Source organism: Ruminococcus sp. AM26-12LB (assembly GCF_003480785.1).
Classification (GTDB): Bacteria; Bacillota; Clostridia; order Lachnospirales; family Lachnospiraceae; genus Blautia_A; species Blautia_A fusiformis.
Genome location: NZ_QUJX01000020.1, coordinates 1 through 25,307, shown reverse-complemented (window position 1 = coordinate 25,307; position 25,307 = coordinate 1). Strand labels below are relative to the sequence as shown.

Sequence of the window (25,307 nt, the reverse complement as noted above, 5' to 3'; positions counted from 1 at the left end):
TCTCCTTTACATATTAGTAGGATATGGCTGTGCAGCAAACCTGCACAGCCGTTTATAACTGTCGGCGCTATTACCGGACAGCTGATTTCTTAAACCTTAAGTTTATGCATCAAGGTCTTTTAAGAATTTCACAAGCTGTACTGCTTCTCTTGGTCCTACGATGATCTCCCATCCAGGAAGCTTAGCCTCAAGATCGCCCTTAAGAACTGCTACTTTACCAGGAATAACCAGTCTTCTGCATTTAACCTTCGGCTCAACATTCTCTTTGATGTACTCGGAGATGCTGTTTCCGGAGAATTTACCTGCTGCCCAGGATGTAAGTACGGAAAGTCCGCCTGCATCATTGATCACCAGGTTAAGCGGAACACCGGAACGCTCCAGCTCGCCAGATACTACGAAATATGTAAGAGCAAAGTCTACTGTTGTTACAACGAGAGAATTCTCGTCTGCTCCGTTCAGAGGATAAATACCCGGCTCTACCTTCATTGGCTTCTGAGGATCTGTAAATACATTCTGACGAAGTCCGAACAGCGGAAGTGCCTCTGCATATGTCATCTGCTCCATAACGATGATAGAACCATATTTCATAGTAAACATGGAAGCAAGTGCTGCCTGTAAATGTTTGTCACCCTTCGCAAGTTTAACAAGGTTAACGATAGAAGGATAACCAAATGTTCTGTCCTGATTCTTAAGAGCTGCACGACGAACCTGTACAGTATTTGCAAAGGTCTCTTTGATGTCAGCTCCTGTTGTATCAAGTACGAGATTCTTGTTGCCAAGTTTCTCAATAGCTGCTGTAGTATCATATAACTCATTGATGTCCTTACCGGATACACCGAGAACTACGCCTGCATCTGTAGCAACCTTGCTCATTGCCTCGTAGTTGGAAGCGTTTGCTCCGTTAAGAACCGGTTTGCTGTCCTTACATACTTCAAGGGCAGCTTTTGCGATCTCAGGATCTGTACAGCCAAGGATCAGTGTTTTTCCAAGACCTTTAGCCTTCTCTACAAGTGCTGTAAATTTTGCAGCATCTGCATTCTCATCGCAGTTTACATAAACAAGCTCTACATGCATTCTCTCACCGATACGATCATAATCAACGTGTGGGATCTCTGCAAGTTTTGCTTCTACTTCTTCATCACTCATGCATGTGCAAAGTGATACGGCATATCTTGTTTTGCTTACAAATGTCTTCTCATGTCTGAAAAGAACAGTCTCGCCACCAAGTGTAAACTCTCCATCGCCTGTTCCGATCTTGATAGTTTTCATTGGCGGTGCAGTTGCCTCAGAAAGAGATGCTAATGCATCCTCTGACATATGAGGACACTGCTCAATTTTCATAGCGCCCTGTGCAACTTTCATAGAGAAAGCCATACATGTAGGGCATCCACATTCCTTACAGTTTTTCTTTGGTGTTAATTTAAAGATCTGAATACCATTCAGTGCCATAGCTCTTTATCCTCCTATTTATTACGCAAGTGCTTTGATCAGCTTGGAAATTGTCTTAACAGATTCCGGATGTCTTAAGATAACTGCATCAGAACCAGCTGCAAGATCAGCTGCTGCTGTCTCAACTTCCATGTCGATTCCACGCTCGTCCTGTGGTCCCCATGCCGGCATGTCTGCTTCAGAAGCCATTGCCTCTTTAACATTCCATGTCTCAGCGGATACAGGTGTAATAATAGGCATCTGCAACATGTTATCATTCTGCCCTAAAGCGGCACCTTTGATACGGTCCATAGTAGATACTACGTACTCATATCCATAACCAACTGCTGCACTACCGATATTCATAACGATCTTCTTAGCATCTACACCAAGCTGTGTAGTAACAACGTTAAGCTGTTTAGCAAGGTTGATATCAACGGCAGACTCAGCGCCTACGATCTGATTGTAAGCAAGACCTGCTGCTGCACCGATTGCTTTGTAGTTCTCCTCTTTCTCGGAAAGGATCAGTGCATTTCTGCCCTGAAGAGCCTCTGCAACCTTCGGAAGGAGCTCTGCATCCTTCTCAACATTCTTGCAGCCCTCTACAACCAGTGGACAGTCAACTGCATCTGCAACTTCTTTAACAACTGCAATCAGCTCATCGATAGATTTGTTAACACCGTTCGGGTCGCCGCCCTCAAGAATAAGTGCAACAAAGTCAGCACCCTCCATAGCTGCAGCTTTCTTAGCAATGTCAGCCATTGTAGTAGCGCCTTCATAGTAAGCTTTGATACCTTCAGATACGCCCTCAAGACCCATATCAGAGATCTCTACACCGATCTTCGGGCAGTTCTCTGACTCTGCGTCAAAGGAATAAAATGGGAATGTACAATCCCCACCAATTGTCACAGTCTTATCTCCGCTTCCGATTGTGACAGCATTAATCTTTGCATTGAACTTTTGTGGTTTCTGATTAAACGGCATTTTTCGTTAGCCTCCTTAAAAATAATAATTAAAAAACTACAGAGCTTTTTATATTATACTACATAGCACCAGTTATTGGCAAGATGCAGCACTATATTTCTGTTAAAAAATCAACAAACTTTTTAACAGTTTACAGGAGAAAGGATGTCCGCACATCCTTTCTCCCGGATAAATTACATCATCGGATCAAGTCCGAGAGCCGGATGACCTTTTTCTGTAAGGAATGCAACCAGTGTCTCCGGATCTTCTGCGATCGTCTCATCACCGATCATGTCTGTAAAGTTATCGATTCCGTAAAGCTCTTTTGCAGTCTTATTAAGTCTGTCAGCTACGAATTCTTTCAGCTCTTTCGGCATCCATACGATACGCTCGATACCGCCCTCAGCCTTCATGAACTTCTTGGAGGAAATGAAATGTTTACCATGTCCCATGAATCCAGGTGTCTGAACTCCACCACCTGTCATGGATGCCATCTCAGGGAATGTCATTCCAAGTGGTGTCATGCCTGCATACTCACGGTTAGCAATAACAACACCGTTGGAGAATGGCTCGATACCACAGATACACTCGAAGCATCCGCAGGAAGTCATCGGATCCTGCATGATGGAGTACAGTGTAACGTGCTCCAGAGCACCCTGGGAGAATTTCTGAACTGCCTCATCAACGTCCTCATAAGAACCAAGATTCTCATCGATCGGACGCTCTTTTGTGATGATCTGGCAAGGACCAGCCGGGTCAAGCTGATGTGTAGCTTTTGCATCCAGCCATGAAACCGCACCGCAAAGACCAAGTCTCTCAGGTGTTACTACACATACGTGGCTTGGTGCGAATGCCTGGCAAAGGATACAGCTGTAATATACGTCAACAGACTCATCTGTCAGAGTATCAAGACGCTCATCACGTTTGTCAAAGATCGGAATTGCAACCTCATGACGGATTCTTGTACACTCAGCAGGATCTGTATAGATAACAACCTCACATTTATCAACAACTGCATCGAACTCATTCTTAACAGATGCATAAAGAACTTCACCGATATGTTTGATTCTGAATCCTGCATTAAATGCGTCAATGCTGATACGGATACGCTGCATATCACGCTGTCCTGTATGGTATACACCCTCGATACAGTTGATGTAGTTGTGGAATTTACGCTCGATAACCGGCTCAAAGTCAGACTGCATATTCTTACCTGCAACTTTAACAACATATGCAATGCTGTTCTTGCTGCCGAATTCCATCTCATCTACTTCAGGTCCGATTACTGTGATCTTGTGATCCTCGATCTCAGAAGCATCGCAGGTCTGTACAAGCTCTGCACAGTCTACACGGGAGCCATCGAACTCAACCTGCATATCTTTACGACGGATGATCTCACCCTCGAATGCAGATGCAAAAGCAACCGGAATATCGATATTTGTGATCTTGATCTTAATATCACGCGCCTCAAGAGAAGTAGCGTTAAATTTGCTTACGTCCTCCTGAACGATAAGGCTCTTCGGTACACGGAAGATATTCTCTGTCTCATTTGTAACAACCGGGAATCCAAGTGCGATAGCGCCTGCACCGCATGCTACGATCACATCATCCAGAGGTTTGAATGCGTTAACAAATGCCGGTACACGATCCATTGTGTATTTCATAAGTGTTCCTGCATCTCCAGGTGTTACGTTACCGAAGATCAGAGCTGCACGGATCGCAACGGAAACTACATGAACAACAGATGTAACATCTTTTCCAAGAGGAATAACACGAACGTTGGCACCTGTCTTCATTCCGGCTTCTGCAACCTGATCAATGATTCCGCCAACAAGTGTTACCAGGATACCCTGTGCCTGATAGCTCTTTACAAGAGCAACACCCTCTTCTGTAGTAGGAGCAGCACCAAGGATAACAGCAACACCTGGGATATCGCCTGTTACAAGCGGTACACCGAGCTCACGGATAACAGCATCACCAAGATGTCCATAGCATGGCTCTTCGTAAGGAGTTGCTCCGTCGATATATTTCAGAACCTCGATGAACTCTGCGCAGAGTGCTGTAGCAACACCGGACATGAATGCATCGTTCAGTCTTTTCTCTCTTGTCATAAGTGTTTTTACAACGCCAAGAGCTTCTTTTAATTCTTTTAATGTTGTAACTTTTGTTCCTGTTACAGCATAGTAGCAAGGAAGGCTGTAAGCGGTATTCGGGAAGCTGACAGCTTTGTCTTCGCCATACTGAGCGATCGCGCCGTCAATAGCACCCTCTGTTAAACCATATACAGCATCGTTTCCGCCGAATACTCTATCAAATAAAGTCACTGTAATACCTCCTATTTTTACAGAATTGAATTCTGATCAATTTTGTCTTTGATTTTTCTGATTTCAGCTGTTACAGTTTCACTGAAATCGTAGGGAGATTTTCCCTGACGATCAGCATCTATAACTTCTGTATTGTAGTGGATCATTCCAAGCAGATCCTCTGCCGGGATCTTACTCCGGATAAATTCCTCATCCTCCGGATTTCTTACCTTATTGGCCACGACCTTAACCTGAGAAACTCCCAGATCCTTTGCAAGACGTTTAACATTCTTATATGTCTGTACACTTCTTGCCCCTGGTTCGATCACTACAATAAATTCATCCATGCTCTCCGTGGTGCCCCGGCCCAGATGTTCCAGGCCGGCCTCCATATCCATGATCACCACATCATCTCTGTGGATCACAAGGTTATTGATCACTCTTTTAAGCATCACATGTTCAGGACAGACGCATCCGCCTCCACCTGTTTCCACAGTTCCAAGGACAAGCAGCTTTACGCCATTACAGGTTTTTCCATAAGTATCCGGAATATCGTCTACCTTTGGGTTCAGTTTATAAAACTGATTCTGGCTGTTGGCTCCGGTGCGTTCTTCTATGAGCTTACGCATTTTTGAGATTGGAACAATAGAATCCAAGGTTTCCTCGTCAAATCCAAGGGCAAGACCCAGGTTCGCATCCGGATCCACATCCGCCGCAAGGACTTTTTTTCCCTCATCTGCGTATAGTCTTGCAAGTGTTGCTGCGAAAGTTGTCTTTCCTACTCCGCCTTTACCGGTTACTGCTATTTTCATTTTACGTCTTCCACCTTTTATAACATTTTAAAGATCGCAACGGATTAGATTCCTAATGCTGTTCTCTTCTCTTCAATTCTCTCGATCATAAGATCAACTAATTTCTCGATGTCTGTCTCTACTGTGTAAGCAGCACCTGTCCATTTTCTTGTTCCCTCTGTAAGAAGCTCGCACATTTCTGAAGAACCGGAAACATATGGATCAACGCCAAGGAATGTATCAATACCAGTACCAACTACGTAGTTACCGATGGATACAGCTTTTTCAGACATCCACTCAGGAGCACATCCTACTACAGGAAGCTGATTGATCTGAAGTCCTGCATCTTTTGCAAGTTCAGCAGCCAGGATCATCATACGGGAGATATCTACGCAGGATCCCATATGAAGTACTGGTGGGATATCAGCCAGCTCACAGACACGTTTCAGACCTGCACCGCAGAGATCTCTTGCGGATTTGTCCATCAGACCAGCTTTAGCAGCTGCCTGTGCGGAACATCCGGAAGCGATGATAATGATATCATTTGCGATACACTTCTTCATCAGTTCGATATGTGCATAGTCAGGACGGATCTTAGGATTGTTACATCCAACCATAGCAACAGCACCACGGATAACACCGGAAGTGATGCACTCAAGTAATGGTTTGGTTGTTCCTGTTACGTCAACCTGAGAGTTTGTAACACCATCAAGAACTTTGACGATTGCTTCTACTGAGTAGCCAACAGTAGCTTTCTGTTTCAGCTGCGGGATATGTACAAGCTCAGGTTTTCTGTTCTTGAAGTTATCGATAGCCATCTTAACGATTGCTTTTGCATTTTCTCCTGCTGTCTCAGCGTTGAATCTGATAAATTCAGAATCCGGCATCTGAGCGATCGGAGAAGTTGTAACAAATTTAGTATGGAAACATTTGCTCAGAGGTCCTAATGCAGGGAAGATACACTGAACATCAACTACGATCGCCTCGCAGGCACCTGTCAGTACTACGTTCTCCTGCTGCAGGAAGTTACCAGCCATCGGAACACCACGACGCATAGCTACCTCGTTAGAAGTACAGCACACACCGGAAACGGTGATTCCTTTTGCTCCTACAGATTTTGCATAATCGATCATTTCTTTGCTGTCTGCATACTCACAGATCATCTCAGAAAGACTCGGATCATGTCCGTGTACAACAATGTTTACGTTCTCTTCAACCATTACTCCAAGGTTAGCCTCTGTATCAAGTGGCTTCGGAGTTCCGAATAATACATCAGAGAACTCTGTTCCCATCATGGAACCGCCCCATCCATCAGCCATACCGCAGCGAATAGACTGTTTTACAAGTGCCTCCGGAAGAGATGAACATCCCATATGAGACATATGCAGGGAGCTTGCAACCTCACGGTCGATAGCACGTGGTGCGATTTCGTTCTCGATCAGTTTTTCTTTCTGTCCTGCAGGCATTCTGTCAAGGAATCTCTGATATCCGAACGGTTTACCATATTCCATAAGACCGATCTCAGCCATCTCATGAGCCAGATCATAGATATCCTTGCCTTCTGTTTCCACACCCCACTCTTTAGCGATGCGAAGCAGTTTCTCAGGATCTTTTACCTGATAATTTCCGCCCTCTTTTGCACAGTACAGTGTATGGCAGATCTCACGACCATGATCGGAGTGAGTAGCTGCACCACCGGCTGTAAATTTAAGGAAGTTTCTTCCTACGATACCATGAGCATCACATCCGCAGATTCCTCTTGGAGCCTTCGGTGTAATACGACACGGTCCCATTGCACAGATACGGCAGCAGATACCCTGCTCACCGAATTTACAGTGCGGAGTCTGGTTCTTTGCACGGATCTGCCATGCATCTGCTCCTACCTTTGCACCTGTCTCGAGAAGACGGGCTGTAGCGGCTTCAAATTCCTCCACTGTAGTTAATTTGAATTCACTCATTATAGACCTCCTTTAATAGCACATCTATTTTTATTTTTCTTTTTATAATAAGCCCAGGGCAGGAACCCATCCCCACCCATGGGTTATTTTCTTTTTTAAAAAAAGGTTTATATTTCGTTATAAACCTAATTTATCAAAAATTTCAAAAGCTGCTTTTCTCATCGGATTATCCTCAGGAAGAGTAACGGTTGGTTTACCATCGCAGTCATATTCATAAACTGCCTCATCCTGTGGCACCACACCGATCAGATCGAGTCCCTGATTCCGGATTTCCTCAAGGATTCCTGAATTCAGTTCTGCTTTTGGCGCGCGATTGATAATAAGACCTACTCTGGAAGGCTTCATATCGCATTCCTTAATAAGTTCTGCGATCCTGCCAACTGCCTGAACGCCTCTTCTGGAGCAGTCACTTACAAGAATTGCTGTCTCCATGCTCGGAAGGATTCCTCTGCTGATATGTTCCATTCCAGCTTCGTTATCCACAACAATATACGGATAATTTTTCTGGTATTTGGCAAGCTGTGCCTGAAGCAGACCATTTACAAAGCAATAGCAGCCTTTTCCCTGGGTTCTTCCCATTACAAGAAGATCATAATCATCTTCCTCTGCAAGAGCATCCTCAAAACGTACCTCCGCATAATCTGCCTTGGACATTCCTTTGGGGATCGGGCTTTTCTCTGTCATCTCAGCATGTGCGATCTCCTCGCGGACATCGCCAAGAGTCGTATCTACTTCTACGCCAAGAACCTCATTCAGATTTGAATTGGCATCTGCATCTACAGCCAGTACAGGTCCTTTTTTCTTTTCGCAGAGATACTGGATCAGCATTCCGCATAATGTAGTTTTTCCAACGCCGCCTTTTCCGGCGACTGCAATAACATGTGCCATAAAACGGGCACCTCCTGATTTTATATCTGTTATGCCGGCGCATAAGGGAGGTGCCTGATACTGTTCTGACACCTCCGCATCGTGCCGGAATTCTTATTTATTTCGTTGATGATTAGATAAGTGTACGAAGTCCGGATCTGTCAATGATCTCGGATACATCTTTCCATTTGTTTAATGCATAAAGATGGATACCGTCAACACCAAGAGCGCGATACTCATCGATCTGTCTGATGGTGTATTCGATTCCTTCTTCTTTGAATCGTTTAACCTTGTCCTCATAGAACATGTCAAATGGTTTACCATCAGCATCTTTAGCGTTAAACGGATTCGGGAACAGCCAGTTTCTGGAGATCAGCCTGCAAAGCTCACTGTCCATTACACAGCCGTTACGTGAAAGAGCCATATTAATGGTAGCTGCCTGATCCAGGATCGGCATTACACCAACATCTACAGGCATTGTCACTCCAGCCTCGCGGATAGCGTCCAACCAATATTTAAACTGTTCCATATCCCAGCAAAGCTGGGTCATGATATAATCAGCACCATTGTCCTGTTTCTGTCTCAAAACAGCAATATCAGCATCCAAGCTTCTGCATGCGATATGGCCTTCCGGTGAACCGGCTACTGCGATCTCAAACTTATCGCCAAATTCATTACGGACAAATTTAACAAGGTCTGTCGCATAATTGAAGTCTCCGCAGGTCGTTGTCTCACCAAGCGGAATATCTCCGCGAAGCGCCAGCATATGGTCAACGCCATCTGCCAGATACCGTTCCAACTGCTGTCTGATTCCTTCTTTTGTGTTCTTGATCACTGTGAAGTGTGTTACAGGAATAGTTCCTGCATTCCTGATCATCTGGCATACTTCCCTGTTGGCTCCGACATTTCCGCCGCCGGCACCGTATGTACAGGAAATATACTCCGGTCTATACTTCATGAGATGTTCAATGGTTCCCGGCAGATTTGCCATGCCTTTTTCTGTCTTTGGCGGAAAAAGTTCAAAGGAAAGCAACATTTTTTCTCTCATTGCTTCAGATAATTTCATCGATCGTCCCTCCACATCTTACGTTTTAATCATATCAGTTACACTGCAGTTTCACGATGCTGTTTGCAAGATCCACCATAAGGATACTGCCTTCTACCACGCGCTCATCTCCCATGATATCTCGAAGGATCAATTTATTTCCGTCCACATCGATCCGGCTTACATTCTTAAAGATCACAGAATTATCTTCTTCCTTATATACTGTTGCAAGACACATAATCATTCCTCCAAATAAGTGGCATCATTTAACCACTATGCTGTCAAAACTATTCTGTCGGTTTTTATTTCAACTCTTCCTTAACAAGTGTAAGGGCAAGTCCAAGTCTCATATTGCCTTTCTGAAAATCTGCAACTGCCTCTTTGATCGTCTTCGCAGCTGCATCCATGTTAAGCTTCTTAAGATTGTCAGCCATCTGATCAAGTTCTGCGGCATGATGCTCATTATGCTGCAGCATGTAGGTAAGAAGTGCTACAGTCTCATTCTTGCAGTCACCGCTCTCGCAGGAACCGCAGTGTCCATCACCGTGTGTATGACAATGGTTATCTCCTTCCGCATGGCTGTGTGTATGGCTGTGAGTCACACCGTCCTCATGGGTGTGCTCATGTGTATGTTCATGGCTGTCTGCATGTCCATGCTGAACAAGATTGCCATTCTCATCTTTGATTAAATGCATAAATACCCCTTTCCTGTATCCGCCGGGCGGACACTCTCATGACAAGAATTTATCAATTAAATTTATTATACATCTTTTCACTGTTATTATCAAGAAAATAATTATAAAATATAGCCAAAATTATATGCTGTTTTTCCTATTTTTCCAAAAACTTTGACAGTAAATTAACTCGATTGTTTCATTTTTAACGAAGTTAGTCTCTTCAAACCACAACTTATTACCCAGTCTGCGCGTCTGTCCAACTCTAAGCTTTATCACTTTTGTAATATAATTGATGTGATTCTTTCATATTTTTGTGCTATAATAGCAAAAGCATGGAAAGCAGAACATACAAGGAGGAATTATTTTGAAAGAAACTGTTTTTCTGAACAACGACAGAGAAATGCCTCTTCTGGGGCTTGGCGTATACAAGTTGCCCGATGACGTACAGGCCGAAGCAGCAGTCACTTCTGCTATTTCCGCCGGCTACCGCATGATCGATACCGCTTCTGTTTATAAAAATGAAGAAAGCGTTGGACGTGCCATTGCCAAATGCGGAGTTCCCAGAAAGGATCTTTTCATCACCAGCAAAATCTGGAACAATGCGCAGCGTCTCGGCGATGTCCAGGGAGCTTTTTCCCGTAGTCTCGACCGTCTGAAAGTCAGTTATGTAGATCTCTATCTGATACACTGGCCGGTTCCCGGCTGCTATTTGAGCACCTGGAAAGAGCTGGAATCCATTCTGGAATCTGGACGTGCTTTAAGTATCGGCGTCAGTAATTTTGATATCCGGCATCTGGAAGAACTTCGTAAGATATCCGGGGTTATTCCTGCTGTAAACCAGATTGAGTGCCATCCTTTGTGTTACCCTGCTGAACTGATCGAATACTGCAAGGCTTTCGGTATTCAGGTACAGGCTTATGCTCCTCTGGCAAGAGGTGCATATTTTGATAATGATGTAATGTGTGTTCTGGGGACCAAATATGCCAGGACTCCTGCACAGATCGGGCTTCGCTGGGCAATACAGAAGGGAATTTCTGTCATTCCGAAATCCATCAACCCGGAACGAATCCGCAGCAATGGAAACATCTTTGACTTCAATATCGAGGATGAAGATATGGCGATCATCGATACACTGAACGAAGATCTGCATACTTCTCATGTTCCAGAAGATCTCCGTGATATTCAGTTTTAATTTCCATAATAATGCAAAAAAGATATCTGTCAGAGCATAAGTGATCTTCTGGCAGATATCTTTTTATTTTTTCTTTTCAGTTGATACGGCGATCCTGTTATTCCCAGCTTAGCATTTCACATATCTGAAACCCGGAAATATTTAACTGATCCGCTCACGCATTTTCCCACGGGAGCATGGGCGTTTCCACTTTTTTATCACGCAGCATCAGGTCCATTACTGCTTCCGCTGCTGATTTTCCTTCAAACAGTACGCGGTTCACTTCCGTTATGATAGGCATCTCCACCTCATATTTCTCCGCAAGCTCTCTTGCAGCTCTTGCAGAATAAACGCCTTCCACAACCATCTGCACTTCTTTCATAGCTTCTTCCATCGTATATCCCTGGCCGATCAGATATCCGGCCTTTCGATTACGGCTATGCTTACTTGCACAAGTCACGATCAGGTCGCCGATCCCGGACAGGCCGTAAAAGGTTTCCATCTGCGCCCCCATTTTTTTACCAAGTCTTCCTATTTCCGTGATTCCCCTGGTGATCAGTGCCGCCTTGGTATTATCTCCATATCCAAGGCCGTCGGCAGTACCTGCTGCCAGTGCGATCACATTTTTCAGTGCTCCGCCAAGTTCCACCCCAAGGATATCCGGTGTTGTATACACGCGGAACACAGGGCTCATAAAAATACTCTGAAGGTATTCCGCAGTTTCCTGTGTATGTGCGCTGATCACGCAGGTTGTAGGAAGTCCGCGTCCTACTTCTTCCGCATGGCTTGGACCGGAAAGTACAGCTACATTACCCTGCGGGATTTCTTCTTCGATCACCTCGCTGAGTGTTTTCAGTGTCTTTTCCTCAATACCTTTTGCAACATTGACGATCTTCTGGTCCCTGCATACAAACGATGCCATCTTGTGTGCAGTACTCCGGATATACGGGGAAGCTACTGCCAGAACTGTTACATCCACATCCTTAAGCGCACGCTCCAGATCTGTCAGGACATCGATTTCATCCGGAAGCCGCACCCCCGGAAGCCTGTCAGGATTTTCTCTTTTTTCCCGGAGTTTCCGGGCATTCTCCGGTCTTGCTGACCAAAGAAGGACTTCATGGCCATTATTATGCAACAGGAGTGCCAGGGCTAATCCCCAGCTCCCCGAACCCAGTACGCTGATTTTTGCCATAAATCTTACCTCTTATTTTTTATTCTTACTGCTTAAAAACACCTTATTCTCTGTTCCATGAAACAATCTTACAATGTTTGCCCTGTGTCTGTAGAACGCCATTGCTGTAAGAACTACCATCACGATATAAAGCTCAACAGTATGCGCCTGATCCATCCCATATTTTCCCATATGTCCAAAAACCAGGACCAGGATAAAAGCCACCGCATATGCACTGAGAGAGCAAAGCGATACATAATGAGTTGTAAAGAACAGTGCAAAAAAGACAACTGCACATACAATAAATATCCGCCAGTCAAAAGCAATGATCATGCCTACAGAAGCAGCAATTCCCTTTCCACCGCGAAATTCCATAGAAATCGGAAAATTGTGGCCAAGGATACATCCCAATGCTGCATAAAGGGTAAGGAGCGGAAGGATACTATTCATGGAATTTCCATAAACCATTCTCACGATCACAATAGCCAGTACACACTTCAGGCAGTCTCCCAGCAGGGTGATCGCTCCCGCTTTCTTTCCAAAGGTCCGGAAGGCATTCGTAGTACCCGCATTCCCGCTGCCATGATCTCTGATATCTGTCTTGTGGACTTTTCCAATAATATAGCCTGTCTGAAAAAGCCCGCATACATAACCGATAACAAGACAAATAATACGTTCCATACTTTTATTCCTTTTCCCCGCGTTCGCGGATGATAAATTTCAGGGAAGTTCCGGAAAATCCAAATGCATCCCTGATCTTGTTCTCCAGATATCTTACATAGGAAAAATGCATCAGTTCCTTGTCATTGACAAAGATAACAAATGTCGGCGGTTTTACCGCAACCTGTGTCATATAGAAGATCTTCAGTCTTCTTCCTCTGTCAGACGGCGGCTGCTGAAGAGCGACTGCCTCAGAAAGGATCTCATTAAGAACACCTGTCTGGATACGAAGTGTCTGATTTTCGATAACTGTATCGATATTTTCGAAAAGCTTTGGAAGTCTCTGACCTGTTTTTGCAGAGATAAAGATGATCTGTGCATATGGCATAAAGGAAAGGATCTGACGGATCTTTTCCGTATGCTTGTAGATGGTCTTGTCATTTTTCTCAATGGCATCCCATTTATTTACCGCTACGATGATACCCTTTCCTCTGTCATGAGCGATTCCTGCGATCTTAGCATCCTGCTCGGTAACGCCCTCGGAGGCATCGATCACAACTACAACCACATCTGCACGCTCTACAGCTGTCACAGTACGGATAACACTATAGCGCTCGATCTCTTCTTTTACCTTACCCTTGCGTCGAAGTCCTGCAGTATCGATAAAAATATAATCTTTTTTGTTCCAGGTAACCTTTGTGTCAATAGCATCACGTGTGGTTCCTGCAATATTGGATACGATCACACGCTCCTCTCCAAGAAGCTTGTTGATCAGAGAAGATTTTCCCACGTTCGGCTTTCCTACAATGGCGATCTTCGGAATATCATCCTGATCTTCCTCTTCACTCTTATCCGGGAACTCTTTGATCACCTCATCCAGCATATCTCCAAGGCCTTGTCTGTTAGCTGCGGAAATCGGGATCGGTTCTCCGATTCCAAGATTGTAAAACTCATATACGTCCATCATATATTTCTGGTGGCTGTCTACCTTGTTAACTACAAGACGTACCGGCTTGCCGCTGCGGCGGAGCATATCTGCCACCTTGGCATCGGAATCCACAAGACCCTGGCGGACATCTGTGATAAAAATGATCACGTCTGCCGTATCAATGGCGATCTGTGCCTGCTCTCTCATTCTGGAGAGGATGATATCGCTGCTGTCCGGCTCGATTCCGCCTGTATCGATCAGAGTAAATGTCCTGTCAAGCCATGTGACATCTGCATAAATCCTGTCACGGGTTACTCCTGGTGTATCCTTTACTATGGAAATATTGTCACCTGCCAGAGCGTTAAACAGAGTGGATTTGCCTACATTAGGCCTTCCCACTATCGCTACTACTGGTTTGCTCATAAATCTGTCTCCTTCTTGTTTGTTTATGTTCCGGAGGGTTGATCACAGCTTTCACCAGATCACGTCCTCCTGTGTCTACGATTACAATTTCTGTGTTCAGTGCTTCCGAAAGCTCTTCCAGCGTCATGTCATCCAGAAAAATCTCCTCATCACCTTTCAGCATGCTGCATGGGATCAGAAGCTTCTCTCCAAGGTCAAGACCGGAAAGCTGCTCTTTCAGATCCTGCCCTGTGATCAAACCGGACACTGTGATCTTTTCACCGAAAAAACGATTCTCGATGGTTGTGACCGAAATCTGCACATTGGGATATTTCTTCTGGATTTCTTTTATATAGCGTGCGATAAAAGGCGCTGCCAGTTTTCCTGTGGCGATCCTGCCTGTCACCTTACGGTCGTCACCGGAAAGCCCCTCCAGCGTTTCTTTTACTTCCGTTTCCAGAAGTCTGAGCATTCCCACGCCATTCTCAAGCTGCAGATATCCATCATATTCATCCTCACAGGGAAGCTCCCTGTCTGCCAGAATATACCATTCATCTGAAGCATGGATAAAATGGATCCCGTATTTCTCCATCATGATCTTCTGCCAGCGTTCGATCTGCCCCAGGACTTTTTCAGCATCTTCCTTATTAAAAGGCTCCAGAGGATAGAGACCTTTTCTGTATTTGGTAAGTCCTACCGGTACAACAGAAACGCTCTGAAGGACCGGCGCATAAGCGGAAAGCTTTTCAAGGCTGTATTCCAGCTCGTCTCCGTCATTGACACCCTTACACAGTACAATCTGTCCATTCATGGTGATTCCTGCATTGTACAGCATATCCACCTTATCCAGAGCCTTTCCTGCAAAACGGTTATGCAGCATTTTACACCGGAGTTCCGGATTCATTGCCTGAAACGAAATGTTGATCGGTTCCAAATGATAGCGGATCACACGCTCAATATCCTTCTCGCTCATATTGGTAAGCGTAACATAATTTCCCTGAAGAAAGGAAAGCCTAGAATCATCATCCTTAAAATACAGCGTCTCACGCATACCTGGCGGCATCTGGTCAATAAAACAGAACATACACTTATTTGAACAGGAGCGATAGTCATCCATCAGTCCTCCGTTCTCAAATTCTATTCCAAGGTCTTCCTCATATTCCTTCTCTACCTCCAGCTCCCACTCTTCGCCATCAGGCTTCTCTACCAGAAGCACCACGAGCTCTTCATTCATGAGATACCGGTAATCGAAGACATCTTCCACAGGCTGTCCGTTTACAGACACAAGTCTGTCTCCCGGCTCCAGCCCCAGCTCCTCGGCAATACTGTCGGGCAGCACCCTGGAAATCATATGCTTTCTTACTTTCATCATTATCTCCCTTTTCTATCCCGTATATAATAACAACTTTGCTCTTAAAAATCAACACTTTGAGAAAACACCTTGACTGACACGTGGGTCTGATGTTATAAATAGACTGAGAATTTTTAATGACATACACTTAGGAGGAATATTATGCCAAACATAGAATTGCTGGAAAAGTCTATGCCTGTTGCCCCGATCCGAATCGCCGCACTTGCCGGATGCCGCGAACTGGCCGAGGAGGTTGACAAAAAGCTGGTTAAATTCCGTAAAGAACTTGTAGCCGCCAAGAAATCCACCATCATCCCACAGGGATATGCAGAAAAATCTTTCCTTGTAGACTGCGAATGCCCACGTTTCGGAACCGGTGAGGGTAAGGGTTACATCAAGGAATCTGTCCGCGGAACAGACCTTTATATCATGGTAGATGTGACCAATTACAGCCTTACTTACAGCGTATGCGGTCATGAGAACCATATGTCTCCGGATGACCATTACCAGGATCTGAAGAGAATCATTTCCGCAGCCACCGGTAAAGCACACCGCATCAACGTTATCATGCCATTCCTTTACGAGGGACGTCAGCACAGACGCACCAAGAGAGAATCTCTTGACTGTGCACTTGCACTTCGCGAGTTAAGTGCCATGGGTGTTTCCAACATCATTACTTTTGATGCTCATGACCCACGTGTACAGAACTCTATTCCGCTGAAGGGCTTTGATAACTTTTTCCCCACATACCAGTTCCTGAAAGCACTGGTCAAAAATGTCCCTGATTTCAAGCTTGACAATGATCATCTCATGATCATCAGCCCGGATGAAGGTGCCATGTCCCGTGCTGTATACTTCTCCAATATCCTTGGAGTCGATATGGGTATGTTCTACAAACGCCGTGATTACTCCACCGTTGTCAACGGAAAGAACCCGATCGTTGCTCACGAATTCCTCGGAGATTCCGTAGAGGGCAAAGATGTTGTCATCATCGACGATATGATCTCTTCCGGAGAAAGCATGCTGGATGTTGCCCGTCAGCTCAAAGAGCGTAAAGCCGGACGTGTATTCGTCTGCACAACCTACGGTCTGTTTACAGATGGCGTAGCCAAATTTGATGAATATTACGAAAAAGGCTGGCTGGACAGAGTCATCACAACCAACCTTAACTATCGTATTCCTGAGCTTCTTGACCGTCCATACTATATCGAAGCAAACATGAGCAAATATCTTGCAAGTATCATCGATATCATCAATCATGATGTATCTGTCGAGAAGGTTCGTTCCAGCAACGAAAAGATCATGGATCTCATGAAAAAAGTCAACGAACAGTAATAAATGCTCCCAGGTTTCCACGTTTCCCGTGAGAAGCCCTGTGTGAGTAAAGAAAGAGCGGATTACAGCAGGTGCAGATGCCCGGCATTGAGATCCGCTCTTCTTTTATGCCTGCATCCAGAAAGATCCTTCGGTTCGCCTCCCACAGATTCAGCTGGTATTTCCCATCTGGTTTTCTGTAAAAAAGCACATCCCAGTATTTTTCTTCAAACGCCTCTCTAAACTGATCGATCACATCTTCACTAACTTCATAGCAATCCTGACAGATAGAAGGACCAATGGCTGCATAAAGCTCTGAAGGATCTGTCTGAAATTCCTCAGTCATCTTCTCCACCGTCACTTTTCCGATCTTTCCTACAGTACCTCTCCAGCCGGAATGAGATAATCCCACAGCTCTATGTACCGGATCTATAAAGAAAAGTGGTACACAGTCCGCATAAAACGTTGCCAGCACCAGTCCCGGCACATTGGTGATCATTCCATCCACATCTGTATAAGGTCTTGGTTTTGTGATCCCATTTCCTCTGTCTTCTTCCGTGACCACACGTACATTGGTGGTGTGTGTCTGATCAGAGGTTACGATATCTTCCATGGAAAATCCCATAGCAGCAGAAAGTCTGCGGTAATTTTCCCGCACCGCAGACTCTTCATCCCCTCTTGTGAAGCTTAAGTTCATAGATTCATAAATCCCCTGGCTTACTCCTCCCAGGCGGGTACTGAAGCCATGTACGATCCCGGGAAATTTCTCAAAAGCAGGATATGTAAGCCAGGTAACCTTGTTCTTCTGATTTACATTCATTAGCTGTTTATCTTTATACCATTTTATTTTCATCTTATGTGACCAGTCCTTTCAACTGCAAAAATCAAAAGCATTTTTTATCCAGTGGATGTTCTCTCCATCAATTCCTACTACGTCAAAACGGCAGGGAGGCAGCTCCCGGTATCCATGTGCAATCAGATAAAACATTGCCACTTTGCTGATGATCCTCTGTTTTTCTCTCCCTACCGCTGAAAAAGGACTTCCACTCTTTCCGTTCTTTCTGTATTTCACTTCAATAAACACCAGATATCTTCCATCCTGCGCAACAAGATCGATCTCACCACTTCGGCAGCGAAAATTTCTTTCCTTGATCTGCAGCCCCTTTTCTTGCAGGAACGCTGCAGCAATTCCTTCATAATAGCTGCCCTTCTGTCTTCTATTTTCCTTCAGATAAACAAAACCTTTCTGTTTTTGATGTCGGTATCTTAAGTATTTTTATACAAAATGTGTGATAAACGTTTTTCTATGTATCGGACTTGGTCCATATTTCTTCAGTGCTTCAATATGCGCTGCAGAACCATATCCTTTATTGGAGGCAAATCCGTATTCCGGAAGAATCTTATCATATTCTTCCATCATCCGGTCTCTGGTCACTTTGGCAACAATACTTGCTGCCGCAATGGATACACTTTTTGCATCACCTTTGATGATGGGTACCTGCGGAATCTGGATTTCCGGTATGGTAACCGCATCGTTCAAAAGCAGCTGTGGCTGTACAGAAAGCCTGCTCACTGCCTGGCGCATTGCCTCATAGGTTGCCTGCAGGATATTGATCTCATCAATCCTCTCCGGACTTGCCATTCCAATTCCAACAGAAACTGCTCCCTTCAGGATCACATCGTACAATTCTTCTCTCTTCTTAGCTGTAAGCTTTTTAGAATCATTCAGCCATAAAATATCGCAGTCTTTCGGAAGGATCACCGCACAGGCGACTACCGGTCCGGCAAGAGGGCCTCTTCCCACCTCATCGATCCCGCAAAGATATCCAAGATGCTCATATTCATGTTCATATTTCTTCATGCTCTCTGTACGTACACGCTCATCCTCCAGAGCCTGAAGCTTTTTGTGATACTGTTGGATCAGTTTCTGTACACCGCTTCTCTCATCATTTTCATAATGACGAAAAAGGGCGTTATATTCGCCCTCCTTCGCTGACGCAAAACGCGCCTTGATATCTTTCATTGTTTCCATTACGCTTCCTCCGGTCCTTTTGGAAACTCCAGAGTCACTTTTCCCAGTTTTCCGGAACGAAATTCTTCCAGCAAAAGGCGGGATGCTTTCTCATAATCAAGCTCTTCGCCCTTTTTCAGACATCCTCTTGCTTTCGCAACTGCAGTAAGGATATCCAGCGGTTTCAGCTCTTCTTCTACATTGTATCTCTCTCTGATCGCTGCCGGATAAAACTCCTGCAGATATCCGATCAGACCCAGGGCAAGTTCTTCGATGTTCAGAATATCGTCCTTGATCGAACCGATATAGGCAAGACGCATTCCAACTTCCTGATCTTCAAATTTCGGCCAGAGAATTCCAGGGGTATCCAGAAGCTCCACACTTTTATTCAGACGTATCCACTGTTTTCCTTTTGTAACTCCTGGTTTATTACCAGTCTTGGCACAGGCTTTTCCTGCAAAGGTATTGATAAATGTTGATTTTCCAACATTAGGGATTCCTGCAACCATCGCACGTACCGGACGGTTTTTGATTCCTCGTCTCCGGTCTCTCTCTGTCTTTTCCTTACATGCCTCTGTGATTGCCGCAGAAACGGCCTTCATAGATCCCTTATTGCGGGAATCAATACTTACCGCATAGATTCCTTTTTCTTTGAAATATTCCATCCAGGCACGGTTCTGTCTCTCATCGGCAAGATCTGCTTTGTTGAGAAGGATCATACGCGCCTTGTTTTTTCCCAGCTCATCAATATCCGGATTTCGGCTGGAAAGAGGAACTCTTGCATCTACAAGCTCAATGATCAGATCGATCAGCTTGATATCTTCCTGCATCTGACGCTTCGCCTTCGTCATATGGCCTGGATACCACTGTACGTTCATAATTCACCTCATTTATCTATACTTTAATCTGTTTACTTTGATCTATTTTATAAAACCTATTTTATTTTTCGGAGAAACTGTAAACCAAACTTTCCCGACAATGTACTTCTTACTGATATTTCCGATATCGCTGAAGCGGCTGTCCTCACTGTTATTGCGATTATCACCAAGGACAAAATATTCCCCGCTTTCCAGAGTTATAGCACTATTTGCAAGTCCTCCATCTGTCATATCCTGATAAGCTCCGTTTTCTTCATAAACCTTGCCGTTGATATAGATCTTCCCGTCTTTAACCTGAACAGTCTCCCCGGGAAGGCCGATCACACGTCGGATATGCAGGGCTGCCGAGTCACTGGCGCTTGTTTTAAAAACGATCACATCTCCACGTTTTGGTGAACTGACCTTATATAAAGCCCTGTTTACAAAAAACTTTTCACTTACAGAATACGTGGGTTCCATGGCACTTTCTTGCAATGTCACAGTCTGAAATGCAGAAATTGCAACCAGCACAGCAAAAACCAGGGTCACAATAATTTCAAACACCCATTTCACGATTCCTCTTGTCCTGTCATCACGAAGCTTCTCCCTTGCTTCGGAAACAGCTCTGTTTTCCTTCAGATTTTCGATATTAATCTTCTTATTTAATCCCATATTCTATCCCCTGTATGTGTTTTTACACGCATACGCACTGATGTAAAAAGAGGGACAATAGCAAATGTTATTGTCCCTGCCTCTTTACTTATGAAATTATTTTACAAGCTCTTTAACCTTAGCTGCTTTACCTACACGATCTCTCAGGTAGTTCAGTTTCGCACGGCGTACTTTACCATGACGGATAACCTCAACCTTAACTACATGTGGGGAATGAAGCGGCCATGTTTTCTCAACACCAACACCGTTGGAGCTCTTTCTTACTGTGAAAGTCTCTCTTGTGCTTCCACCCTGTCTCTTAAGTACTGTACCCTCGAAGATCTGAACACGCTCACGTGTTCCCTCTTTGATCAGTGCGTGTACTCTTACTGTGTCTCCTACGCGGAACTGCGGTACTTCAGCTTTCAGCTGAGCGGACTCAATGTTCTTAATAATTTCGTTCATTTCTTTCTCTCCTTAATTATACTGGATGTTCTTAATACACATATGGTAACAGAGGACCATCTTTTTTCACAACATATGTGATTATACACTAGATAACTTCTCATTGCAAGGACTTTTTTTCCGGATTTTCGATGGCTTTTACCAGCAAAGGACCTCATGTCCTGTTTCTGTGACAAGGACCATGATCTCCCACTGTGCCGATGGCAGACCATCCTCTGTCCTCACTGTCCAGTCATCGATCTCATCTGTATAGATTTCATCAGATCCCATATTGACCATTGGTTCAATAGTAAAGATCATTCCGGGTACCATGAGTACACCTGAATCTTCCTTAGATGTGTAGCTTACCCATGGATCTTCATGAAACTCAAGACCTACACCATGTCCGCCAATTTCTTTCACAACTGTATAGCTGTTTTCCACTGCATGTTTGTGTACAGCACTTCCCATATTTCCGATCGGTGTCCATGGTTTTACCTGTTCAAGGCCAAGCTCTATGCATTCTTTTGTCACACGGACAAGCTTCTCCTTCTCCGGACTTACCTGTCCAATACAGAACATACGGGAGGAATCAGAAAAATATCCCTGATAAATGGTGGATACATCTACATTGACAATATCACCTTCTTTTAAGACAATTTCTTCATCCGGGATTCCGTGGCATACTACCTCGTTGATAGATGTACATACGCTTTTTGGAAAACCTTCATAATTAAGTGGTGCCGGAATTCCGCCATGACGTACTGTTTCTTCATGTACCCAGTCATCAATCTGCTGTGTCGTCACGCCTGGTCCGATATGCTCTGCAACATAATCAAGAACTGCAACATTGATCTTGCAGCTCTCTTTGATCTTCTCGATCTGTGCAGGTGTCTTGATCAGATCATGGTCAAGAACTGCATACCCCTTCTTTTTCATGAGTTCCATTTTTTCATCAAATGCTTCATGACATTTTTTATATTTTTTTCCGCTTCCACACCAGCAGGGATCATTTCGTTCAATTTTTTTAGACATCTTTTTCTTCTGCCACTCAAAATATGTGTAAATATACTCACATCGAGATAACGTAGACTCTCACGAGTTCTACTTACTGCTTCACCGTGTATGTTTTTGATTGACCGAAATCATATCTACTCACAAGTTCTTGTACACTCCGCAGTCGTAAATTCCCGAAAATAGCCTTCGGTACATACTTACGTTTGCGTTTTAGTTATGCAACTTCGTAAGTTATTGCATCTCTCAAATTAAGTGCAGCATTGAGATCTCTGTCTTCGACATAACCGCAACTGCATTTGAATATTCTATCTGAAAGCTTTAAATCTTTTTTGATAGCGCCACAGCAGTGACAGGTTTTAGATGATGGATACCATCTATCTACTATTCGAAGTTCGATCCCATTTTCATTGCATTTGATTTGCAGCTTTGTTCTAAATTCATAAAACTTTTGTGATGCAACTGCTTTTGAAAGATGTCGATTCTTCATCATACCATTTACATTTAAGTCCTCGATCGTTATATAAGATGGCTTGGTTTTCACTATCTCAGCGATTGTCTTGTTAATGTAATCAGTACGGATATTATCTATCTTATGATGAAGTTTCTGTACCTTGAGTTTTTGTTTTTGTATATTCGCCCTTTGAGTGACTTCTCCTTTCTTTAGATTTTCATACTTACGGGAGAGACATCTCTGTTCCCGAATAAGTTGTTTCTCAAGCTTTTTCAGTCTTGCTGACTTGTTGATGTTCTTATAAGTCTTACCATTAGAAACAATGGCAAAATCCTTTAATCCCAAGTCTATGCCAATTCCTGCATTGGAATTATCAGCAATCTTGTTATCAGAAATTTCTACAAGAACTGAAACATAGTATCTGTCAGCTTTCATTGAGACCGTGCCACTTTTAACCACATATCCGTCTTTAGCTGTTGGAATATATCCTTTTTCTTTGATACGGACCCAACCAAGTGACGGAATATTGATTCTATGCCTTTCGCAACGACAATCCTTTGGATTATTCTTTACAAAATACATCTTTACATCAGATCTGCCTTTCTTTTTGAACTTAGGAAAAGCACTCTCGTGATTGAAAAATCTTGTAAAAGCAGTTTGTCCATTATTTACTGACTGTGTTACTGCTTTTGAATAAGCTTCCTTGATCCACGAATACTCCGGATGCTCAGAAAGATATTCATTGTTAAGCCAGACTCTAAACCTGTTACTGCTCATAAACTTTTCACCGTTGTTGTAAAGTTCTTTATTATGGGCAAGATAGAAATTATAAATAAATCTACAAGTTCCTATCGTCTTATGAATCTTGACTTTCTGTTCCTCTGACGGATTTATTTCCGTCTTGAAGCTCTTTAGCAATTTCCACATCCCTTTCTATTTGTTTTTTATACTTACGAAGTCCGTACAACCTGCAAGAGAACACATGGAGTATTGAAACAATATCCTGCACGAGGTTTTGATTTTTTGTTCCATCACTTCATCTAATAATTCGTTCCACTTTTTACGATTGTAATTAAGGCCACTTCCATAATCTTCAATACACTGGTCTACAATAATACCTTTGGCATTACAAAACTGTCGTAAAAATGCAACCTGGTTTTGTAAATCATCTTTTTGATTTCTTGTAGATACCCTGGCATAAATAACTACCTGACGTTGGTCATCTTCAGTACTTATTCCTTTGAATTGCAGATATTGGTCATAAGTGTAATAACGTCTATCAGTTGGAGTTCGGTTTGCCTTTAGAGTTCCGTCTCTATCCCAACGCTGTAATGTTTTTACAGATACACCTAACAGTTCAGCAAAATCTTTTGGCTTGTAATTTGTGATATTTGATGTGTTCATAATAATTTACTCTTTTGAGTACTTTTAAACACATTTGATCACATTAGTCAACAAATTTGATTACTTAAGATATTCTCCTTTTCGCAACTGTATGGCTGCTTTTTCTTTTGTATTTTATATGTTCAGATATGTTATATCTGTCTGAAATATTTTAACCGAATCAAAGAAGTCTCCTATGTGGTTGCGAAAAGCAATAAACTGTAGGTGGGGACTTGCCTTCATCCGTTTGAATGGGAAATTATTCCGCCTGATTATCATAGCACAACTTTCTTTAGGTGAAAAGTATTCTTTGTGTTTTTGGTTTGTTTTATATAACTTTTTGTGATTTTTCAATAAAAAAAGATCGTAGTAGCTTGAACGATCTATTTTTATTTATGTGTCTGTATTAATTATTTTTCGGTGGCTGCAGATTGTCGGTTTCCACCAGTTGCCATTATTCGCATTCGCCCAAGTGCACGGGATACTGCCGGAATAGAAATTACTACGATCGTCAGTACACCTTCCAGAAGAATATAACTGTAATTGTAAATAATCGGATACAAAGCTGTCAGAGACTTCGGAAAATTATCCGGCATATAATCCATCCAATAAAGATATCCGCCAAGTGCATGGAATGCCCCTCTTGCCAGAATTGCTAGTATGTATGCTTTAAGAAGACCATGTTTTCTGGATTTTGTAAATAATCCGGAAAGCCCCATGGCTCCAAATGCCAGAATGTAATCACAGCATACCTGAAAAAATGAAAGGACATATGGCTCCTGGAGGAACTGAAAAATCCCATATACAAGACCGGTAAGAATTCCTACCTTAATGCCATACCAGTAACCGATCAGAACAATAAACAACATACTGAACAAGGTCACAGATCCGCCAAATGGCAGTTTAAATATCTTAATGTAGGAAGTTACATATGCAAGTGCCAATGCTACTGCACAGGTAACCAGCTGCTGTGTGGTAAATTTTAATGCAGATGTGTTTTTCTGAAGTAATACTGCTACCAGAATTATCAAAATCAGGACTGCAATAACAGATACGGCATATCCTGCCGTTGTGAGACCGCCTTCGGCAGTCACAAGAAAATTAAACATACTCTTTTCTTTCCTCCTTACGATTAAATTGCCCAAATCAAGTTCAAAGGTCAAAGCCTGCACCTCCTCACAGCCTGGTCAGGCTCCTTTGGTCTTACCTATTGTAGCATATGGAAAAAGAGATGTAAATGGTGGGAGATGTATGATTATATATAATAAAAACAGGAGAAAAATCCATGTACTGATTTTTCTCCTGCTTTCCTCTTTCCCTTTGTACCTTAAAAACTACATACATGCTTTGTTGATGGTTAATCAAACTTTTTGAATCAAATTTAACCTGCGTACCGATACTACAGCGGGGGGGTATCCCCGCTTCCTCGGCTTTTTGGTCAAGCCCTCACCCGATTAGTAACAG

The 25,307-nt window shown here is 43.5% G+C and carries 24 protein-coding genes and 1 pseudogene; 2 read left to right on the top strand and 23 right to left on the bottom strand.

Features of this window, described 5'->3' with window-relative positions; genetic code table 11:
• Nucleotides 1-102: 102 nt before the first annotated feature.
• The 9 genes from acsC to DW694_RS14305 form a co-directional block, all read right to left on the bottom strand.
• Nucleotides 103-1,449: an acetyl-CoA decarbonylase/synthase complex subunit gamma gene (gene acsC / locus DW694_RS14345; protein ID WP_118753227.1), complete on the bottom strand. Its 1,347-nt coding sequence runs from the start codon at nucleotides 1,447-1,449 to the stop codon at nucleotides 103-105.
• A 21-nt stretch (nucleotides 1,450-1,470) separates the two neighbouring features.
• Complete coding sequence (gene acsD, locus DW694_RS14340; protein ID WP_015525297.1) at nucleotides 1,471-2,412, bottom strand: acetyl-CoA decarbonylase/synthase complex subunit delta; 942 nt, start codon at nucleotides 2,410-2,412, stop codon at nucleotides 1,471-1,473.
• A 173-nt stretch (nucleotides 2,413-2,585) separates the two neighbouring features.
• On the bottom strand, nucleotides 2,586-4,715 hold the full coding sequence (gene acsB / locus DW694_RS14335; RefSeq protein ID WP_092072021.1) for an acetyl-CoA decarbonylase/synthase complex subunit alpha/beta: 2,130 nt from the start codon (nucleotides 4,713-4,715) through the stop codon (nucleotides 2,586-2,588).
• Nucleotides 4,716-4,732: 17 nt separating this feature from the next.
• Nucleotides 4,733-5,506: a carbon monoxide dehydrogenase accessory protein CooC gene (locus tag DW694_RS14330; RefSeq protein ID WP_015525298.1), complete on the bottom strand. Its 774-nt coding sequence runs from the start codon at nucleotides 5,504-5,506 to the stop codon at nucleotides 4,733-4,735.
• Between the two features lie 44 nt (nucleotides 5,507-5,550).
• Nucleotides 5,551-7,443, bottom strand: a complete 1,893-nt coding sequence (cooS, locus tag DW694_RS14325; protein ID WP_021975846.1) for an anaerobic carbon-monoxide dehydrogenase catalytic subunit — start codon at nucleotides 7,441-7,443, stop codon at nucleotides 5,551-5,553.
• 117 nt (nucleotides 7,444-7,560) lie between these two features.
• On the bottom strand, nucleotides 7,561-8,331 hold the full coding sequence (locus tag DW694_RS14320; RefSeq protein WP_021975845.1) for an AAA family ATPase: 771 nt from the start codon (nucleotides 8,329-8,331) through the stop codon (nucleotides 7,561-7,563).
• A 112-nt stretch (nucleotides 8,332-8,443) separates the two neighbouring features.
• On the bottom strand, nucleotides 8,444-9,376 hold the full coding sequence (locus tag DW694_RS14315; RefSeq protein ID WP_118753226.1) for a methylenetetrahydrofolate reductase: 933 nt from the start codon (nucleotides 9,374-9,376) through the stop codon (nucleotides 8,444-8,446).
• Between the two features lie 34 nt (nucleotides 9,377-9,410).
• Nucleotides 9,411-9,593, bottom strand: coding sequence for a CooT family nickel-binding protein (locus DW694_RS14310; protein ID WP_015525304.1), 183 nt, complete (start codon nucleotides 9,591-9,593; stop codon nucleotides 9,411-9,413).
• A gap of 64 nt (nucleotides 9,594-9,657) precedes the next feature.
• The gene (locus tag DW694_RS14305; protein ID WP_015525305.1) at nucleotides 9,658-10,050 is read right to left on the bottom strand and encodes a hypothetical protein; all 393 of its coding nucleotides are present in this window, start codon (nucleotides 10,048-10,050) and stop codon (nucleotides 9,658-9,660) included.
• A gap of 346 nt (nucleotides 10,051-10,396) precedes the next feature.
• On the opposite strand from DW694_RS14305, the gene DW694_RS14300 reads away from it, so the two are divergent.
• Nucleotides 10,397-11,224 carry an aldo/keto reductase gene (locus DW694_RS14300; protein ID WP_022426672.1) on the top strand — a complete coding sequence of 276 codons (828 nt, stop codon included), beginning with the start codon at nucleotides 10,397-10,399 and terminating at the stop codon, nucleotides 11,222-11,224.
• 154 nt (nucleotides 11,225-11,378) lie between these two features.
• On the opposite strand, the gene DW694_RS14295 is transcribed toward DW694_RS14300, so the two are convergent.
• The 4 genes from DW694_RS14295 to DW694_RS14280 are packed head-to-tail and all read right to left on the bottom strand — an operon-like array spanning nucleotide 11,379 to nucleotide 15,733.
• Nucleotides 11,379-12,395, bottom strand: a complete 1,017-nt coding sequence (locus tag DW694_RS14295) for an NAD(P)H-dependent glycerol-3-phosphate dehydrogenase (RefSeq protein WP_059085933.1) — start codon at nucleotides 12,393-12,395, stop codon at nucleotides 11,379-11,381.
• A 12-nt stretch (nucleotides 12,396-12,407) separates the two neighbouring features.
• Nucleotides 12,408-13,055, bottom strand: coding sequence for a glycerol-3-phosphate 1-O-acyltransferase PlsY (gene plsY, locus DW694_RS14290; protein ID WP_118753225.1), 648 nt, complete (start codon nucleotides 13,053-13,055; stop codon nucleotides 12,408-12,410).
• A gap of 4 nt (nucleotides 13,056-13,059) precedes the next feature.
• Nucleotides 13,060-14,385 carry a ribosome biogenesis GTPase Der gene (gene der / locus DW694_RS14285; protein ID WP_015525309.1) on the bottom strand — a complete coding sequence of 442 codons (1,326 nt, stop codon included), beginning with the start codon at nucleotides 14,383-14,385 and terminating at the stop codon, nucleotides 13,060-13,062.
• Nucleotides 14,348-15,733, bottom strand: a complete 1,386-nt coding sequence (locus DW694_RS14280) for a DUF512 domain-containing protein (RefSeq protein ID WP_118753224.1) — start codon at nucleotides 15,731-15,733, stop codon at nucleotides 14,348-14,350. The genes der and DW694_RS14280 overlap by 38 nt, the downstream gene beginning before the upstream one ends.
• Nucleotides 15,734-15,877: 144 nt before the next feature.
• Between DW694_RS14280 and DW694_RS14275 the strand changes: the two genes are divergently transcribed.
• Nucleotides 15,878-17,050 (top strand): ribose-phosphate pyrophosphokinase, encoded by a 1,173-nt coding sequence (locus DW694_RS14275; RefSeq protein ID WP_015525311.1) that lies wholly within the window; start codon nucleotides 15,878-15,880, stop codon nucleotides 17,048-17,050.
• Here DW694_RS14275 and pgeF read toward each other — a convergent pair.
• The 10 genes and pseudogenes from pgeF to DW694_RS14225 all read right to left on the bottom strand — a co-directional run bounded on the left by pgeF (nucleotide 17,037) and on the right by DW694_RS14225 (nucleotide 24,952).
• Nucleotides 17,037-17,849, bottom strand: coding sequence for a peptidoglycan editing factor PgeF (pgeF, locus tag DW694_RS14270; protein ID WP_330383064.1), 813 nt, complete (start codon nucleotides 17,847-17,849; stop codon nucleotides 17,037-17,039). The genes DW694_RS14275 and pgeF overlap by 14 nt on opposite strands.
• 51 nt (nucleotides 17,850-17,900) lie before the next feature.
• On the bottom strand, nucleotides 17,901-18,260 hold the full coding sequence (locus tag DW694_RS14265; RefSeq protein ID WP_044960433.1) for a YraN family protein: 360 nt from the start codon (nucleotides 18,258-18,260) through the stop codon (nucleotides 17,901-17,903).
• Nucleotides 18,261-18,305: 45 nt separating this feature from the next.
• On the bottom strand, nucleotides 18,306-19,061 hold the full coding sequence (locus tag DW694_RS14260; RefSeq protein ID WP_118753223.1) for a ribonuclease HII: 756 nt from the start codon (nucleotides 19,059-19,061) through the stop codon (nucleotides 18,306-18,308).
• Nucleotides 19,061-19,918 (bottom strand): ribosome biogenesis GTPase YlqF, encoded by an 858-nt coding sequence (gene ylqF, locus DW694_RS14255; RefSeq protein ID WP_015525314.1) that lies wholly within the window; start codon nucleotides 19,916-19,918, stop codon nucleotides 19,061-19,063. The genes DW694_RS14260 and ylqF overlap by 1 nt, the downstream gene beginning before the upstream one ends.
• Before the next feature lie 42 nt (nucleotides 19,919-19,960).
• Entirely contained in the window at nucleotides 19,961-20,569 is a 609-nt protein-coding gene (lepB, locus tag DW694_RS14250) for a signal peptidase I (protein WP_015525315.1), read from the bottom strand.
• Nucleotides 20,570-20,665: 96 nt separating this feature from the next.
• A complete protein-coding gene (rplS, locus tag DW694_RS14245) occupies nucleotides 20,666-21,013 on the bottom strand; it encodes a 50S ribosomal protein L19 (protein WP_015525316.1) in 348 nt (115 codons plus the stop codon).
• Nucleotides 21,014-21,151: 138 nt separating this feature from the next.
• Nucleotides 21,152-22,027, bottom strand: coding sequence for a methionyl aminopeptidase (locus DW694_RS14240; protein ID WP_118753222.1), 876 nt, complete (start codon nucleotides 22,025-22,027; stop codon nucleotides 21,152-21,154).
• A 196-nt stretch (nucleotides 22,028-22,223) separates the two neighbouring features.
• The gene (locus tag DW694_RS14235; RefSeq protein ID WP_353615830.1) at nucleotides 22,224-23,378 is read right to left on the bottom strand and encodes a transposase; all 1,155 of its coding nucleotides are present in this window, start codon (nucleotides 23,376-23,378) and stop codon (nucleotides 22,224-22,226) included.
• Nucleotides 23,317-23,849, bottom strand: a pseudogene (locus DW694_RS14230) (IS607 family transposase). Before DW694_RS14230 ends, DW694_RS14235 begins: the two are co-directional and overlap by 62 nt.
• 404 nt (nucleotides 23,850-24,253) lie before the next feature.
• Complete coding sequence (locus tag DW694_RS14225; protein ID WP_022427325.1) at nucleotides 24,254-24,952, bottom strand: energy-coupled thiamine transporter ThiT; 699 nt, start codon at nucleotides 24,950-24,952, stop codon at nucleotides 24,254-24,256.
• Nucleotides 24,953-25,307 lie beyond the last annotated feature (355 nt).